Raw genomic sequence first — 15,329 nt, forward strand, 5'->3', positions numbered from 1 at the left:
TTCCGTCTCGGGGATCCCTATTTCCAGCAGGGATGGGCGCTTGTCACCCGCGCCTTGCTGACCATGCTAACGAATCAGCACAGCAGCACAAGAGTAGCGTACCGGCGACGGGGGGTGTCGCAGACGGGAGACGGCAGGCAAGGGACGGCAAACAAGAGTCGGCAACCAAGAGCCGGTAGATAAGTGACAGCAGACGAGGGGGCGCACGAAGCGGGAGGCAAGAGTCGGTAGACAAGAGCCGGTAGATAAGTGACAGCAGATGAGGGGGCGCACGAAGCGGGAGGCAAGAGTCGGTAGACAAGAGCCGGTAGATAAGCGACAGCAGACGAGGGGCGTACCAAGCGGGAGGCAGGAATCGGTAGATAGGCGACGAGGTGGCGGGACCACCGATCGGCCATCAGTGCCCGTGGGGCAGTGATGGCCGGTCGATGAATCCGCTCAGCGAAGCGCTACAGCAGGAAGATCGTCGCCAGGCCGAGGAAGGACATGAAGCCGATCACGTCGGTGACGGTGGTCAGAATGACCGAGCCGGACAGCGCTGGATCGATGTTCATGCGCTTGAGCACGAGGGGAATCACGATGCCGCAGACCCCGGCGGCCAGCATGTTGATGACCAGGGCGGCGGCGATGATCACGCCGATCGCCACGCTCTTGAACCAGAGCACCGCCAGCACCGCCACCACCAGTGCCCAGACGATACCGTTGAGCAGGGCAATGCCGACCTCCTTGCGCAGCAGCCAGTTGCTGTTGGTCTTGCTGATCTGGCCAAGGGCGAGGCCGCGAATGGCCAGGGTCAGGGTCTGGCTGCCGGCGATGCCGCCCATGCTGGCGACGATCGGCATCAGTACCGCCAGCGCCACCACCTTCTCCAGGGCATCCTCGAACTGACCGATGACCCAGGCGGCGAGAAAGGCGGTCAGCAGGTTGATGCCGAGCCATACCGCACGACGCTTGGCGCTGGGCAAAACCGGCGCGAACAGGTCTTCCTCCTCGTCGAGGCCGGCCATGTTCATCAGCGCCTGTTCGGAGTTCTCCTGGATGACGTCGACGATATCGTCGATGACGATACGGCCGATCAACATGCCGTCGTTGTCCACCACCGGGGCCGACGTCAGGTCGTGGGTCTGGAACAGGGTGGCCACGTCGCGGGACTTCATGTCGCCCTGGATGACGTCGACGTCGGCGTCCATCAGCTCCGCCACCGAGGTCTCCTGATCATGGGAAACCAGCCGGGCCAGCGGCAGCACGCCGACGAAGTGGCCGATGCGGTCCACCACCATCAGGTTGTCGGTGTTGTCCGGGATCGACTCCTTCCAGCGCAGGAAGCGTTGCACTGTCTCGAGGGTGACGTCGGAGCGCACCCCGATGGCGTCGGTGCGCATCAGGCGCCCGGCGCTGTCTTCCTCGAACGACAGGGTCTCCTGCAGACGAGTGCGCTGCATCTCGTCCATGGTGCGCAGCATGTCCTCGGCCACCTGCTTGGGCAGGTCCTCGAACAGCTCTGCCAGGTCGGCGGTGTCCAGGCTTGCCGTGGCGGCGACGATCTCCTCGGGGTCCATGTCCTCGAGCAGGGTGCTGCGCACCTCGTCATGGACGTGCAGCAGGACCTCGCCGTCGTCCTCCGCCGGTACCTGTTCCCATAGCCTGATGCGCTCGCTCAGCGGCAGCGATTCGAGCAGCAGGGCGACCTCGGCGGGTTCGAGATCCTCCAGGGCCTCGGAGACCTCCTGGGGGTTCTCGTCTTCCAGGGCCAGGTGGATGCGCGACAGCTGGCTTTCAAACGTCTCGGTCACTTCTGTCATGGGCCCTCCCGGCATATGTCGCTGACTGACAAGACAACGATCGTGTCCTACGTTGATGGAGTTAGTAGAACACAACTATTTACAAAGAAAAGGAGTGGCGAATGGCTGGATCGAGCGAGGGCTACCACGAACCGGTGGAAGAGTTGACGGCGCAGACCCGGGATTACCATCGCGCCATCGTGTCGTTGATGGAGGAACTGGAGGCAGTCGACTGGTACAACCAGCGAGTTGACGCCTGTCAGGACGAAGATCTACGCAAGATCCTCGAACATAACCGTGATGAGGAAAAGGAGCACGCGGCCATGACCCTGGAGTGGCTGCGCCGCAAGGATCCCGCCATGGACAAGTATCTACGCGAGTTTCTGTTTACCGAAGGGGACATTGGACACTGACGACCTGGGATGAAAGCCCGTTTGGGCAAAACGGCTGAGGTCTGATTCAGGAAGTCGTCGTGGCGTCGCGGCTGCGCTATACTCGCGCCCGGCCGCGCGCCCTCGTCCTTTTTCGCCTCGGAGACGCCATGTACGATCTCGCCCGCTCCCTGTTGTTTCGCCTGGATCCCGAACGGGCCCACGGCCTGTCCTTGACGTCGCTGGACTGGGCGGCGCGCGTGAAGGCGACGCGGTTGCTGGCAGGTGCCCGCGTGGACGATCCGGTCAACGTGATGGGCTTGAGCTTCCCCAACCGTATCGGCCTGGCGGCGGGGCTCGACAAGAACGCCGATCACCTCGACGCCCTGGGGGCGCTGGGCTTCGGCTTCGTCGAGGTCGGCACCGTGACCCCCAGGGCCCAGTCCGGCAACCCCAAGCCCCGGCTGTTCCGCCTGCCCGAGCGTGGCGCCATCATCAATCGCATGGGGTTCAACAACCTCGGCGTGGATCACCTGGTGGAGCAGGTAAAGGCCAGCCGCTACCGCGGGGTGATCGGCATCAATATCGGCAAGAACCTGACCACCTCGGTGGAGGACGCCGGTGACGACTACCTTTACTGCCTGGAGCGGGTTCACGCTCACGCCGACTACGTGGCGGTCAATATCTCGTCACCGAATACTCCGGGGCTACGCAACCTGCAGTTCGGCGACCACCTCGATGAGTTGCTCGGACGCCTGCGCTCGACAGGCACTCGCCTCGATGAACAGAGTGGGCGTCGTGTGCCGCTGGCGGTAAAGATCGCCCCGGACATGGACGAGGAAGAGGTCGTTCTGGTGGCGCGGGCGCTGGCGGACAATGGCATCGACGCGGTGATCGCTACCAACACCACGGTATCCCGTGAAGCGGTGCAAGGGCTTGCGCACGCCGATGAGCAGGGCGGACTGTCGGGTTGCCCGGTGTTCGATGCCTCCAACCTTGTGATCGAGCGGCTGCGCCAGGCGTTGCCCGACATGCCGATCATCGGCGTCGGCGGCGTCGACAGTGGCCAGGCGGCGGTGGCCAAGCGTCAGGCAGGGGCGGATCTGGTGCAGGTGTATTCGGGCTTTATCTACCGCGGACCGGGGCTGGTCCGGGAGTGCGCCAGGGCGCTGGCGTCGGCGCGCTGAAAGGGCGGGCAGCAAAAAGCCCATGGCGTCTTGTGCCATGGGCTTGGCGGGTCTTTCCTTTACCTCGACAGTACTGCGTTATCAGAGCACCATGGGGTTCTTGTGAATGCCGGACACTCCCGTCATGCCCGACCACTGGTCCCCACGACCTTCACGCCAACCGCTCATCCAGTATTCCCGTAGATTGATGTCCTGGCTGGGGCAGTCATCGCGGGATCTACCCGAGAGACCGGCCTTGTAGCCATGTACATAGGCACGCTGGAAGCGATCACGTTTCTGTCGTTTCATGGGTCTACCTCGTGACAAAGGTACCAATCTGACCTGCCCCTGCGGGAAATTCGGGGGATGCAAGCGGCAGGCCCGTGATGCCCAAGCCCTGCGATGTGCAGGCTCTCCCGAGTCGCACGAAATGAAGGCTTGTTGACAGGGACACATGTGTCGTATCTCGTAGCTACCATTCCATTGATAGCGTAAGCCGCTCGGCATTGTCGACTGTTGTTTTGTAACAACCTGTTCACCTTGTCGTCATGAAATGGTTAACCGAATAATGGCTTTCGCAGTCATCATTAATGTAGGAGAAGCAAGTGCCTGAGAAGCTTGACCTTCTGGCAACCTGTCCGCGGGGCATCGAACAACTGTTAGCCGACGAGCTAGTCACATTCGGCTTGACACCGGGCAAGACCACCGTGGCAGGCGTGAACGCCGAGGGCGATCTCGAGGGTGCCTACCGGGCCTGCCTGTGGTCGCGCCTGGCCAACAGGGTCATCCTGTGTCTGTCGCGGACGGAAGGCGTCGAAACGCCGGATGCCCTGCACGATGCCGCCGCCGCCGTCGACTGGCAGCGCCATCTGCCTGCCGGTGCCACCATCGCGGTGGACTTTCATGGTCGTAGTGACGAGATTCGACATACCCGCTTCGGCGCCCAGACGGTCAAGGATGGCGTGGTCGACCGTCTTGGTGCGGCCGGCCAGGCGCGTCCCGATGTCGACGTCCGTAATCCCGACGTGCGCCTCTATGCCCACCTGCACCGTGGCCGCTTGACGCTGGGCATCGACCTGTCCGGCGACAGCCTGCACCGGCGCGGCTATCGTCGCGATACCGGCCACGCCCCGCTCAAGGAAAACCTGGCGGCGGCGCTGCTGGTGCGCGCCGGCTGGCCGGAGTTGGCCAAGCAGGGCGCGCCGCTGGTTGACCCCATGTGTGGCTCGGGCACGCTGTTGATCGAGGCCGCGCTGATGGCCGCCGACATGGCGCCCAACCTGAACCGGGAGCGCTTCGGCTTTGCCCGCTGGGCCGGCCACGACCCGGCGCTGTGGCGCGAGGTCCTGCGCGAGGCCGAGGCCCGGGCGAGCATCGGACGAAAACGCGCGCGCTCGGTGATCTTTGGCTTCGACCAGAGCCCGCCGGCGCTGTCGGCGGCCAAGACCAACGCCATGCGCGCCGGCATCCCGGCGCTGATCCACCTCGATGGCGCCAGCGTGCATCGCCTGGCGCGGCCGCGGGTGCTCGACCCCGAGCTTGCGGGGCTGGTGATCAGCAACCCGCCTTACGGCGAGCGTATCGGCGAGCTGCCGGAGCTGGTGCGGCTCTATTCGGACCTGGGCGAGCGGCTCAAGGCCGACTTCGGTGGCTGGCGCCTGGCGCTGTTCACCGGCAATCCGGACCTTGGCCACCGTCTCGGCATGCGCGCCCACAAGCAGTACGCGCTGAGAAACGGCCCGCTCGAGGCCAAGCTGTTGCTGATCGATATCGCACGCCGCGATGGCCAGAGCCAGAACCAGGATCAGAACCAGGATCGGAGCCAGGGTCGCCGCCATGACGCTGAGGCAACGTCGGCGGTCGACGGCCAGGCTAGCCCGGCCACCGGGGCAGGTGAAGGGGCGGCATCCTCCGATACCCAGGCAACATCCACGGCACCTCGTAGCGAGGGCGCCCAGATGTTTGCCAACCGTCTGGAAAAGAACCAGAAGAAGCTGCGCAAGTGGCTCAAGCGCAGCGGCGAGAGCTGCTATCGGCTGTACGACGCCGACATGCCCGAGTATGCCCTGGCCATCGATGTCTACGGCGATCACGTCCACGTCCAGGAGTACGCCGCGCCCAAGTCCATCGACCCGTCCCAGGCCCAGCGGCGTCTGTTCGATGCCCTTGGGGTGATTCCCGAGGTGCTGGAAGTGGACCCCGGCAAGGTGGTGATCAAGCGGCGCAAGCGTCAGCAGGGGAAGTCCCAGTACGAGAAGCAGGGGCGAAGCGGCCAGCGCTTCCAGGTCACCGAAGGTCGCGCGACGCTATGGGTCAACCTGCGTGACTATCTGGACACAGGGCTGTTTCTCGATCATCGCCCGGTGCGCCGTATGCTCGGCGAGATGGCTGCCGGCAAGCGCTTTCTCAACCTGTTCTGCTACACCGCCACGGCCACGGTGCAGGCAGCGCTCGGCAGCGAGGCCGAGGGCGGCGCCAGTGACAGTGTCAGCGTAGACATGTCCAACACCTACCTGGAGTGGGCGCGGGACAATTTCGCGCTCAACCGGCTCGACCCGTCGCGCCACCGGGTGGTGCGCGACGACTGCCTGCGCTGGCTGGAGACCGCAGGCGGCGAGTTCGACCTGATCTTCATGGACCCGCCGACCTTCTCCAACTCCAAGAAGATGGAAGACACCCTGGATGTCCAGCGGGACCATCCGCGCCTGGTGCGCCTGGCCATGGCTCGGCTGGCGCCGGGCGGTACCCTGGTGTTCTCCAACAACCAGCGGCGCTTTCAGATGGATGACGAGCTTGCCGTCGACTTCGAGGTCAAGGACATCTCGCGTCAGACCTTCGACCCTGACTTCAGCCGCCGGCCGGACCTGCACCACTGCTTCCTCATCCGCCATCGGCAGGCGTCGTGATGGTGCTGACGCTCTACACCACCCTGGGCTGCCATCTGTGCGAGCAGATGGAAGCCCTGGTGCGTGCCCTTGCCCGGGTGGAGTTCACCATCGAGCGTATCGAGATCAGCGAAGACGACACCCTGCTTCGCCGTTACGGCGAGAGGATCCCGGTGCTGATCGACGCTGAACGTCCCGATGACGTACTGGAGGGGCGGGTGGAGCCGGATGCCGTCGTGCGCTGGCTGGCGACACGCGGGTGGTTGAAAGAGCAAGCGGTCGCTGTGCAAGCCGAAGCGGCCTCGGCGAGCCAGGGGAGGGAGGCTCCCGCAGTAACAGCGACCCGGGTGAAAGGACGCCGCGTCTTCGGCAAGCTCTGAGCGGGTGCTGGGATGGCTGTAGGATGACTGTAACAAGGGCTATGGCGAGAGCGCCCGTAGTGGTGGCCTCGTCGCCATGGCGGCCACCGCGTTAGCGGCGGGTCGCCAGGGCAGCCGCCAGCTCTCGCTGGTAGGCCTCGAGATGTGAGGTCGGGTCCTCGTCAAGACGCCCCAGTGCCACCGCCAGTTCGAAGAATCCAGGGCCCGGCAGTTGGGGTGCCTGGCGGCTGACCACCAGGGCGGCGATCAGCGGTCGTTCGGCCGCGACATCCTCGCGCATGGTGATTTCCAGGGCTTCGGCCACCCGGCGGATGGTGCGTGGCGGGGTGAGCCCCAGAGCCTCGGCGGCCTGCTGGTAGGTGATCGGCAGGGCGCTGTCGGGCAGGCTCTCCAGCAGGGCACGCAGTCGGGGGGGCAGGCTGACAGGGGAGGTGTCCGCCATGCTCAGTGTTCGTCCAGCAGTGACAGTTGCCCCATGGCCTCACGGCCTTCCGGGCTATGGTCGTCGGCTTCCAGGACCTTGGTGAAACCTCGCGATCCGAGGATGGTCTTCTCGTCTTCCAACCACATCATTGCCTGACCGTAGTCATCGGCCAGCTGATGCTTGAGCCCGCCGAACTGGGTACCGATCTGGCCCCAGGCACGGCTGAAGATCCAGTCGCCGAACATGTCCTGGTGCACGTGCACGAGGACATAGTCATGGTCGGTTTCCCAGCGGACGATCACGGCGACTCCCGTCATATCACTTGGTGGCTACGGAGGGCGGGCGCCGGCTCCGTGTCTGGAAACGCTGATAAAGCCTTTGCAGTGTTTCCATTATGGTTATCATGGGCATTGTAAGCCCTTGAGGCTAATCCACAAATAGCCCGGTTGCATGACCGGGAGCCCGATACCTGCGACCCGGGGAACCCCATGAAGATTCTTGTCGATGCCAACGTGCCCGCCGCCGATGCCTGCTTTGCGCCGCTTGGCCAGGTCAGCCGTCGGCCGGGGCGCGAGATCGACGCCGACAGCCTGGCCGATGTGGATGCCTTGGTGATTCGCTCGATCACGCGTCTCGACGCCGATTTGATCGAGGCCACCAAAGCCAAGGGCTCGCCGCTGTCTTTTGTCGGCAGTTGCACCATTGGCACCGACCACGTCGACCAGGCCGCCCTGGCGCGCCATGCCATCACCTTCGCCAGCGCCCCTGGCTGCAATGCCGAGCCGGTGGTGGACTACGTGCTGTCGGCGTTGATGCTGGCCTGCGAGCGTCGTGGTCAGTCGCTGCTCGAGCGTCGCGTGGGTATCGTCGGCGTCGGCAATGTAGGCGGCCGGCTGGCGGCCCGTCTGGCCGCCATGGGCATCGAGCACCGGCTGTGCGACCCGCCAAGGGCAGAGAGAGAAACCGGCAGCAGAGCCGGTCGCGAGAACGGCCAGGACTTTGTCGAGCTGGACGCCCTGATCGACAGCTGCGACGTGCTGTGCCTGCATACCCCGCTGGTGCGCGAGGGACGCCACGCTACTCGCCACCTGCTCGACGCCCGGCGCATCGAGGCGCTGGCGCCCGGTACGCTGCTGCTCAATGCTGGACGTGGCGACTGCGTCGACGGTCAGGCGCTGAACCGACGCCTGGCTCGTGGTGATGACCTCACCGCACTGCTCGACGTGTGGGAGGAAGAGCCCTCCATCGACCAGGTACTGGCGCACCAGGTCGCCCTGGCCACGCCCCATATCGCGGGGCATAGCCTGGATGGCAAGCTGCGCGGTACCTATCAGATCCATCAGGCGCTGGTGGGCCACCTGGGGCTGGGGGAAAGGGTTTCCCTCGCGGAGCTGCTGCCCGCTCCCGCGCTGTCGCGCCTGGTGCTCGATGGCGGCCTGTCGCCGGAGGAGGCGCTGGTGCTGTGCATGCGGGCGGTGTATGACCCGCGGCGCGATCATGATCGACTGCTGCGAGCCATGGCCGTCGATAACCCGGGCAAGGGTTTTGATCAGTGTCGGGCGAGCTATCCGCTGCGTCGTGAGTTTTCGACCCTGACGCTGGAGCTTGTCGGCCAGGCGCAGGAGCTGGCGCCCCTGCTGTCCGGGGCCGGCTTTCAAGTGGACTGCCGCTGACTCAGACGGCACCGCTGAAGCAGACGGTACCGCCGCCCAAGTGATCTTGCCCGACCAGCTGCATGGACACCCCAAGGGCCCGACGCCATGCGCCGGGCCCTTGTCTGTTGGGGCGGACACCCTCTACTGCGACTTCCATCGTGTGTTGCGGCCAAGTCTTGGCGTTGCCTGGGTGTCAGCAGGTTACAGCCCCATGGCCGAGGAGGTGGAACGGCGCGGATCGGCGCCGCCGTAGAAGACGCCGTCCTCGATCAGGATCGACTGGGCGGCACCCATGGCCTCCTGCTGGTTGACGGTGTGGCCCATGCTCTCCAGCAGGTCCAGGGTGTCGGGGCTGACGCCCTGTTCGATGCGGATCTCGTCGGGCAGCCACTGATGGTGGATGCGCGGCATGCTGACCGCCGCCTGGATGTTCATGTCGTGGTCGATCACGTTCATCAGCACCTGCAGGGTGGTGGTGATGATGCGCGAGCCACCGGGGCTGCCGGTGATCAGGTAGTTCTTGCCGTCGCGCTTGACGATGGTCGGCGTCATCGACGACAGCATGCGCTTCTCCGGCTCGATCTTGTTGGATTCGCCGCCGATCAGGCCGTAGGCGTTGGGTACCCCGGGCTTCGCCGAGAAGTCGTCCATTTCGTTGTTGAGCAGGAAGCCGGCGCCGTCGACCACGATGCCCGAACCATAGCTGAAGTTGATGGTGTAGGTGTTGGACACCGCCAGGCCGTTGCCGTCGGCGATCGAGAAGTGGGTGGTTTCGTTGGACTCGTAGGGCAGCGGGTTGCCTGGCGCGATATCGGCGCTTGGGGTGGCCTGGTCGGCGGCGATATCGCTGCGTAGCTCGGCGGCGTACTCCTCGGAGGTCAGCCCGGCCAGGGGCACCTCGACGAAGTCGGTGTCACCCAGATACTGGGAGCGATCGGCGTAGGCCCGCTTCATTGCCTCTGCCATCAGGTGGATGGTGCGGGCCGAGTTGAAGCCCAGCTCACCGATATCGTCGTCCTCGAGGATGTTGAGGATCTGCACGATATGGGCGCCACCGGAGGACGGCGGGCTCATCGCGTAGACGTCGTGGCCACGGTAGCTGCCATGCACCGGTTCGCGCACGGTGGCCTCGTAGCTGGCCAGATCCTCCAGTGTCATCAGGCCGTCGTGACGCTCCATCTCGGCGGCGATCAGCTCGGCGGTCTCGCCCTCGTAGAACTCACGGGGGCCCTTTTCGGCGATGCGCTTCAAGGTGGCGGCCAGGTCCGGCTGGCGGTAGATGTCGCCGACCTGGTAGCGCGAGCCATCCTCCTTGAAGAACTTGGCGCGGCTGGCCTCCCAGGGCTCGAAGCGTTCGCTGGCGCTGTCGATGCCGTCGACGAAGCGCTGGGGCACGGCGAAGCCCTCTTCGGCAAGCTTGATGGCCGGGGCCAGGGTCTCGGCCAGGCTCATGGTGCCGTAGCGCTCCAGTGCCAGTGCCAGCCCTGCCACGGTGCCGGGCACGCCGGCGGCGTTGTGGGTGTAGCGGGACAGCTCGGCCACAGCGTCGCCGTTGTCGTCCTGGAACATGGTCTCGTAGGCTGCCTTGGGCGCCTTTTCGCGGTAGTCGATGGCGATGACTTCATCGCTGTTCTCGTCGGAGATCAGCATGAAGCCGCCGCCGCCGATATTGCCTGAACGCGGCTGGGTGACCGCCAGCGCAAAGCCTGCGGTGACGGCGGCGTCCACGGCATTGCCGCCGTTGGCCAGCACCTCTCGGGCCACCTCGGAGGCCAGGAAGTGGCTGGTGGCGACCATGCCGCGGGTGCTGACCTCAGGATGGAAGCGTTCGCCTTCCAGGATCGCCTGACTGTCGGCCAGCGCCGAGGTCGAGACGAGACCCAGAGCGAGCCCTAGCGCCGAGCCTGCGATTGCCCCGCGCAGGGAGTAGGAGACTGACATGGCATACCCTCGTGTTTTCGGTAGATCGTTGCAGGCCGCTGGCCGTGCGGCCAGAACGCCTCGTTGTACGCTGCTTAACTATTGTCGTGACGAGGCGTACGCGCAAATGGCGAAGCGACCCTGGGTGTGCCGAGAGGAGTAAGTGGAAGCCGGCTCCAACGACAACGCCCCCGCCAGGCAGGGCCGGGCGGGGGCGTTGCGAGCGCATCAAGTGTGCGCTTACTGGCGGTAGGCGGCTTCCTTGAGCGCGCGGATGCGATCATCCAGCGGCGGGTGACTCGCAAACAGCTTTTCCATCAGCTTGCGGGTCTGGCCGGTGGTGATGGCGAAGGCGGTCAGGGTGTCCGGCATCTGGTCGGGCATCTGGGTCTCGGCCTTGAGTCGAGCCAGGGCATTGATCATGGCGCCGGAACCGGCGAGCTTGGCCCCGGCGGCGTCGGCGCGGTACTCGCGGAAGCGCGAGAACCAGGCGGCGATCATCGAGGCCAGGATGCCGAACACGATCTCGGCGACCATGACCACGGCAATGTAGCCAAAGAAGCCGAGGCCCTCGTTGTCGTCACGCCGCAGGAAGCTGTCGACCACCTGCGCGACCACCCGGGCGAAGAACATCACGAAGGTGTTGAGCACGCCCTGAATCAGCGCAAGCGTGACCATGTCGCCGTTGGCGACGTGGCCGATCTCGTGGGCCAGCACCGCCTTGATCTCTTCGGGCTGCATGCGATTGAGCAGGCCGGCGGACACCGCGACCAGCGCATCGTTCTTGTTCCAGCCGGTGGCAAAGGCATTGGACTGCTGGGCCGGGAAGATGCCGACCTCCGGGGTCTTGATGTTGGCTTCGCGGGCCAGCTCGGCGACGGTGTCGACCAGCCACTGCTCGGTGGCGTTGGAGGGATTTTCGATGATCACCGTGCCGGTGGAGCGCTTGGCCATCCACTTGGAGATGAACAGCGACACCATGGAACCCGCCATGCCGAAAACGAAGCAGAAGATCAGCAGGCTGTTGAAGTTGATGCCCTGGGCGTTGAGGTAGGGCTCCACGCCGAGCAGGCGCAGGGTGATACTCGCCACCAGGATCACCGCCAGGTTGGTGCCCAGGAAGAGCAGGATTCTCATCATTGCCGACATTCTCCGTAAGGAAGGAAACCTGCCGAGCCAATCGGCTCGACGGGAGGAATCAGATGCTTAGATAAGCCCTGGAGCGACAAGTTTCAAGCGCCCGGGCGCGGATGACGCTATCGCCGTGCCAGCGTCGAGATAGCGGATTCGATGCTGGCACCCGGCGATGACGTCGGCGTGACCGCCTACTGGCGATAGCGCGAGAGGAAGCGGGCGAAGCGATCCAGGGCGTCGCCGAGCTGATCGGCCCAGGGCAACGTGACGATGCGCACGTGGTCCGGGTCGGGCCAGTTGAAGGCGGTACCCTGGACCAGCAGGATCTTCTCCTGCAGCAGCAGGTCCAGCACCAGTTGCTGGTCGTCCTGGATATTGAAGACCTTGGGGTCCAGGCGCGGAAAGGCGTAGAGCGCGCCCTTGGGCGTGGTGCAGCTGACCCCTGGGATGGCGTTGAGCTTTTCCACCGTGATGTCGCGCTGGGCCAGCAGGCGCCCGCCGGGCAGGATCAGGTCGTTGATCGACTGGTAGCCCCCCAGTGCGGTCTGGATGGCGTGCTGGGCGGGCACATTGGCGCACAGGCGCATCGAGGCCAGCATGGTCAGGCCCTGGATAAAGTCGTTGGCGCGCTGGCGTGCCACCGCCCCGGACAGGGTCATCCAGCCGCTGCGAAAGCCGGCGCAGCGGTAGCTCTTGGACAGACCGTTCATGGTCACCACCAGCTGGTCTTCGCTGGCCAGTGCCCCGGTGGCCACGTGCACGGTGTCGTCGTAGAGGATCTTGTCGTAGATCTCGTCGGAGAACACCACCAGGTTGTGCTCACGGGCGATGTCGAGCAGTTCGCGCAGCACCTCGGGGGGATAGACCGCACCGGTGGGGTTGTTGGGGTTGATGATGACGATGGCGCGGGTGTGGCTGGTCACCTTGGCGCGGATATCGTCCATCGCCGGCGCCCAGTCGGCCTGTTCGTCGCACAGATAGTGTACGCCACGCCCGCCGGACAGGTTTACCGCAGCGGTCCATAGCGGGTAGTCGGGGGCCGGGATCAGCACCTCGTCACCGTCGTTGAGCAGCGCCTGCATGGCCATCACGATCAGCTCGGAGACGCCGTTGCCGATGTAGATGTCCTCGATACCTACGCCAGGGATCTCCTTGCGCTGGCACTCCTGCATGATCGCCTTGCGCGCCGAGTAGAGCCCCTTGGAGTCGCAGTAGCCCTGGGCGGTGGGCAGATTGCGCATCACGTCCTGCAGGATCTCTTCCGGCGCCTCGAAGCCGAACGGCGCCGGGTTGCCGATATTGAGCTTGAGGATGCGCTGTCCTTCGTCCTCCAGCCGCTTGGCGTGCTCGAGCACGGGCCCGCGGATGTCGTAGCAGACGTTATCGAGCTTGTGAGACTTGGAAAGGGTGGGCGTGTCCATGGCGCGGGTCTCGCTGGGTCCGTGTGTCCGTGCCCGCCGGGGCGGGAGTGTCGTGGTTGATGAGTCCTGTCGATGCGATGCCGGGGCGGCGGTGTCCGGGCGTGCGGCCTAGTCGTCGCTCGCCGCTTCGCCCTGGGCACCCTGGTGAGGTGCTGCCTTCGAGGCGCCTTCTGCGACATCCTGCGAGCCGTCTTCCGGGGCATCTTCTGCGGCCTCGACAGCGGCTTCCTCAGGCGCCGGGATGTCCTCCGGGGTCTCCAGGGTCAGGCGCCCGAGCTTGCCGTCACGCAGTTCGTGCAACAGCACCTCGCTGCCGCGATGCAGGTCGATCTCGCCACCGGCGCGCAGGCCTCCGCGCTTGGCGGCGATCTCGGCGAGGATGGCGTGGCCGTCGAAGCCGGCCAGCGCCATCAGGTCCGGGCGAGCGTCTCCGTCGGCCTCGACCTTGTCGGCGTCGGGATTGGCCTCGTAGGCCGGCAGCGCCTTGAGTTTATAGCGTGCCTTGAGCGCCTCTGGATAGCGTTTGGCCAGCTCGGCGGCGGTGATCAGGGCCACATCGACATAGTCGATGGCGGTATCGCGGATGGCGCCGCTGGCCGCCAGACGATAGGCACTGGCCTGATCCTCGATCTTTGGCCACAGCACGCCCGGGGTGTCGGTCAGCGCCACGCGACCCTGGATGCGTACCTTCTGCTGGCGCTTTGTCACCGCCGGTTCGTTACCGGTCTTGGCGATGGTGCGTCCCGCCAGACCATTGATCAGCGTCGATTTGCCGACGTTGGGGATGCCCATCACCATCACCCGCACGTCGCGGTCGGCACGCACCTGGCCAGCCAGTTCATGGCACAGCTTGGGAATGCGCTTGAGCTCGCGGGTATTGGTGGTGGTCACCGCCAGGGCGCGGGTGTCTGGCTGGGCGTCGAAGTGGGCGGTCCAGGCGCGGGTACCCTCAGGATCGGCCAGGTCGGCCCGGGACAGGATCTTGAGTACCGGCTTGTGACGGGTCAGGCTCGCCAGCATCGGATTGGCACTGGAATAGGGCAGTCGCGCGTCCAGCACCTCGATGACCACGTCGATTTCCGGCAGCGCCTCGAGAATCTGGCGTCGCGCCTTGTTCATATGTCCCGGAAACCAGCCCAGCATCTCGTTCTCCTGCCTTCTCTAAAGGGTGTTGCGCAAATGGCTCCCCATCTTATGGAAATGCGAGGCAAATGTCGCGAGCGGTGGATGACAAGGTCGCAGATGATGGAGGGCAGGGTCGCACACGGTGGGAGGCGAGGTCGCAAGGGCCGGGCGATAAAAGCGCCAGGCCCGCCGAGAAACACCTGGCGGCGGGCACAGGGGCTTGCAGCGAGAAGGGAAGGGGCAAGGGGAGAGAGACGTCTGGGGCGTAGGCCAGGGGATGGCGCAACGCCTACTCCCCCTCATGAAAGTCGATGGCCAGCGAGTTGATGCAGAAGCGCTCTCCGGTGCTGGTCGGCCCGTCGGGGAACACATGGCCCAGGTGGGCATCGCAGCGATGGCAGGTGACCTCGATGCGGTGCATGCCGTGGCTGGTGTCCTCGTGGCGCTGCACGCTTTCGCAGGACAGCGGGCGGTCGAAGCTGGGCCAGCCGCAGCCAGCGTCGAACTTGTGCTCGTTTTCAAACAAGGGGGCGTTGCAGCACACGCAGTGATAGATGCCGTGCACCTCGGTGATCTGGTAGTCACCGGTAAAGGGACGTTCCGTGCCTTTTTCGCGGGTGACGTGGTACTGCTCCGGGGTAAGCTGCTCTCGCCATTCGGCGTCGGACTTCTCGATCTTCTTGCGCATGGACGGTCTCCCGTGACGTTCGGTCGAGGCTTGCGCATCGTGGTTCGCGTCGATGCGGCACCCACGACAGCATCAAAGTCGCAGCCTCGGTATTCAAGCTAAGACGTTTGCTGCAGTTTGACCAACTCCTGCGTTCCACGATGCAGGGGAGGGTGGCTGAAGCGTCGATGGAGAGCGAATGCGTATAGAAAGAGCCTATATAGAGAAGGGCGCTGAATCGAGCAGGAAATCCTTCAGCCGGGGTTGACACTTTTGAGGGTGCTCAGTAACATACGCGCCACCTCGAGATGAGACGAGGCGGATGCGTCCCATTCGTCTAGTGGTCCAGGACACCGCCCTTTCACGGCGGGAACAGGGGTTCGAACCCCCTATGGGACGC

At 64.9% G+C, this 15,329-nt stretch carries 14 protein-coding genes and 1 tRNA gene; 6 read left to right on the top strand and 9 right to left on the bottom strand.

Translation table 11 applies throughout. From position 1 onward, the window contains the following. Positions 1-449: 449 nt before the first annotated feature. The gene (mgtE, locus tag RBB39_RS06530; protein ID WP_045994895.1) at positions 450-1,802 is read right to left on the bottom strand and encodes a magnesium transporter; all 1,353 of its coding nucleotides are present in this window, start codon (positions 1,800-1,802) and stop codon (positions 450-452) included. A 101-nt stretch (positions 1,803-1,903) separates the two neighbouring features. Between mgtE and RBB39_RS06535 the strand changes: the two genes are divergently transcribed. Then, positions 1,904-2,194 carry an encapsulin-associated ferritin-like protein gene (locus tag RBB39_RS06535; RefSeq protein ID WP_045994894.1) on the top strand — a complete coding sequence of 97 codons (291 nt, stop codon included), beginning with the start codon at positions 1,904-1,906 and terminating at the stop codon, positions 2,192-2,194. Positions 2,195-2,322: 128 nt separating this feature from the next. Beyond that, positions 2,323-3,339 carry a quinone-dependent dihydroorotate dehydrogenase gene (locus RBB39_RS06540; RefSeq protein ID WP_045994909.1) on the top strand — a complete coding sequence of 339 codons (1,017 nt, stop codon included), beginning with the start codon at positions 2,323-2,325 and terminating at the stop codon, positions 3,337-3,339. Positions 3,340-3,420: 81 nt separating this feature from the next. On the opposite strand, the gene rmf is transcribed toward RBB39_RS06540, so the two are convergent. Beyond that, complete coding sequence (gene rmf, locus RBB39_RS06545) at positions 3,421-3,627, bottom strand: ribosome modulation factor (protein ID WP_045994893.1); 207 nt, start codon at positions 3,625-3,627, stop codon at positions 3,421-3,423. A gap of 296 nt (positions 3,628-3,923) precedes the next feature. On the opposite strand from rmf, the gene rlmKL reads away from it, so the two are divergent. After that, positions 3,924-6,224: a bifunctional 23S rRNA (guanine(2069)-N(7))-methyltransferase RlmK/23S rRNA (guanine(2445)-N(2))-methyltransferase RlmL gene (gene rlmKL / locus RBB39_RS06550; protein ID WP_108449655.1), complete on the top strand. Its 2,301-nt coding sequence runs from the start codon at positions 3,924-3,926 to the stop codon at positions 6,222-6,224. Then, a complete protein-coding gene (locus RBB39_RS06555; RefSeq protein ID WP_052704538.1) occupies positions 6,224-6,583 on the top strand; it encodes a glutaredoxin family protein in 360 nt (119 codons plus the stop codon). The genes rlmKL and RBB39_RS06555 overlap by 1 nt, the downstream gene beginning before the upstream one ends. A 91-nt stretch (positions 6,584-6,674) precedes the next feature. Here the strand turns inward: RBB39_RS06555 and RBB39_RS06560 are convergent, their stop codons facing one another. Continuing rightward, the gene (locus tag RBB39_RS06560) at positions 6,675-7,025 is read right to left on the bottom strand and encodes a hypothetical protein (RefSeq protein ID WP_306168931.1); all 351 of its coding nucleotides are present in this window, start codon (positions 7,023-7,025) and stop codon (positions 6,675-6,677) included. Between the two features lie 2 nt (positions 7,026-7,027). Continuing rightward, on the bottom strand, positions 7,028-7,309 hold the full coding sequence (locus RBB39_RS06565) for a hypothetical protein (RefSeq protein ID WP_045994908.1): 282 nt from the start codon (positions 7,307-7,309) through the stop codon (positions 7,028-7,030). A 186-nt stretch (positions 7,310-7,495) separates the two neighbouring features. Here RBB39_RS06565 and pdxB point away from each other — a divergent pair, with 186 nt between their 5' ends. Continuing rightward, positions 7,496-8,680, top strand: a complete 1,185-nt coding sequence (gene pdxB, locus RBB39_RS06570; RefSeq protein ID WP_306168932.1) for a 4-phosphoerythronate dehydrogenase PdxB — start codon at positions 7,496-7,498, stop codon at positions 8,678-8,680. A gap of 183 nt (positions 8,681-8,863) precedes the next feature. Here the strand turns inward: pdxB and ggt are convergent, their stop codons facing one another. From ggt to msrB, 5 genes are all read right to left on the bottom strand, one after another. Then, positions 8,864-10,603, bottom strand: coding sequence for a gamma-glutamyltransferase (gene ggt, locus RBB39_RS06575; RefSeq protein ID WP_306168933.1), 1,740 nt, complete (start codon positions 10,601-10,603; stop codon positions 8,864-8,866). Between the two features lie 219 nt (positions 10,604-10,822). Next, positions 10,823-11,722, bottom strand: a complete 900-nt coding sequence (htpX, locus tag RBB39_RS06580; RefSeq protein ID WP_045994888.1) for a protease HtpX — start codon at positions 11,720-11,722, stop codon at positions 10,823-10,825. Positions 11,723-11,907: 185 nt separating this feature from the next. Further along, positions 11,908-13,137, bottom strand: a complete 1,230-nt coding sequence (locus RBB39_RS06585) for a pyridoxal phosphate-dependent aminotransferase (RefSeq protein WP_045994887.1) — start codon at positions 13,135-13,137, stop codon at positions 11,908-11,910. 108 nt (positions 13,138-13,245) lie between these two features. Next, positions 13,246-14,280, bottom strand: a complete 1,035-nt coding sequence (gene ylqF, locus RBB39_RS06590; RefSeq protein ID WP_306168934.1) for a ribosome biogenesis GTPase YlqF — start codon at positions 14,278-14,280, stop codon at positions 13,246-13,248. Between the two features lie 271 nt (positions 14,281-14,551). Next, the gene (gene msrB, locus RBB39_RS06595; protein ID WP_045994885.1) at positions 14,552-14,950 is read right to left on the bottom strand and encodes a peptide-methionine (R)-S-oxide reductase MsrB; all 399 of its coding nucleotides are present in this window, start codon (positions 14,948-14,950) and stop codon (positions 14,552-14,554) included. Positions 14,951-15,255: 305 nt separating this feature from the next. On the opposite strand from msrB, the gene RBB39_RS06600 reads away from it, so the two are divergent. Then, positions 15,256-15,328: transfer RNA gene (locus RBB39_RS06600), tRNA-Glu, on the top strand. The last annotated feature ends 1 nt before the right edge of the window (position 15,329 follow it).

The sequence above is a fragment of the Halomonas sp. MMSF_3323 genome, from assembly GCF_030733595.1.
Classification (GTDB): domain Bacteria; phylum Pseudomonadota; class Gammaproteobacteria; order Pseudomonadales; family Halomonadaceae; genus Halomonas; species Halomonas litopenaei.

Bases quoted from the DNA above. Each gene is read 5' to 3' on its own strand.
- mgtE (WP_045994895.1), bottom strand. From the start codon at position 1,802: ATGACAGAAGTGACCGAGACGTTTGAAAGCCAGCTGTCGCGCATCCAC.
- htpX (WP_045994888.1), bottom strand. From the start codon at position 11,722: ATGATGAGAATCCTGCTCTTCCTGGGCACCAACCTGGCGGTGATCCTG.
- RBB39_RS06555 (WP_052704538.1), top strand. From the start codon at position 6,224: ATGGTGCTGACGCTCTACACCACCCTGGGCTGCCATCTGTGCGAGCAG.
- RBB39_RS06535 (WP_045994894.1), top strand. From the start codon at position 1,904: ATGGCTGGATCGAGCGAGGGCTACCACGAACCGGTGGAAGAGTTGACG.
- rmf (WP_045994893.1), bottom strand. From the start codon at position 3,627: ATGAAACGACAGAAACGTGATCGCTTCCAGCGTGCCTATGTACATGGC.
- pdxB (WP_306168932.1), top strand. From the start codon at position 7,496: ATGAAGATTCTTGTCGATGCCAACGTGCCCGCCGCCGATGCCTGCTTT.
- RBB39_RS06540 (WP_045994909.1), top strand. From the start codon at position 2,323: ATGTACGATCTCGCCCGCTCCCTGTTGTTTCGCCTGGATCCCGAACGG.
- ylqF (WP_306168934.1), bottom strand. From the start codon at position 14,280: ATGCTGGGCTGGTTTCCGGGACATATGAACAAGGCGCGACGCCAGATT.
- ggt (WP_306168933.1), bottom strand. From the start codon at position 10,603: ATGTCAGTCTCCTACTCCCTGCGCGGGGCAATCGCAGGCTCGGCGCTA.
- msrB (WP_045994885.1), bottom strand. From the start codon at position 14,950: ATGCGCAAGAAGATCGAGAAGTCCGACGCCGAATGGCGAGAGCAGCTT.
- RBB39_RS06585 (WP_045994887.1), bottom strand. From the start codon at position 13,137: ATGGACACGCCCACCCTTTCCAAGTCTCACAAGCTCGATAACGTCTGC.
- RBB39_RS06560 (WP_306168931.1), bottom strand. From the start codon at position 7,025: ATGGCGGACACCTCCCCTGTCAGCCTGCCCCCCCGACTGCGTGCCCTG.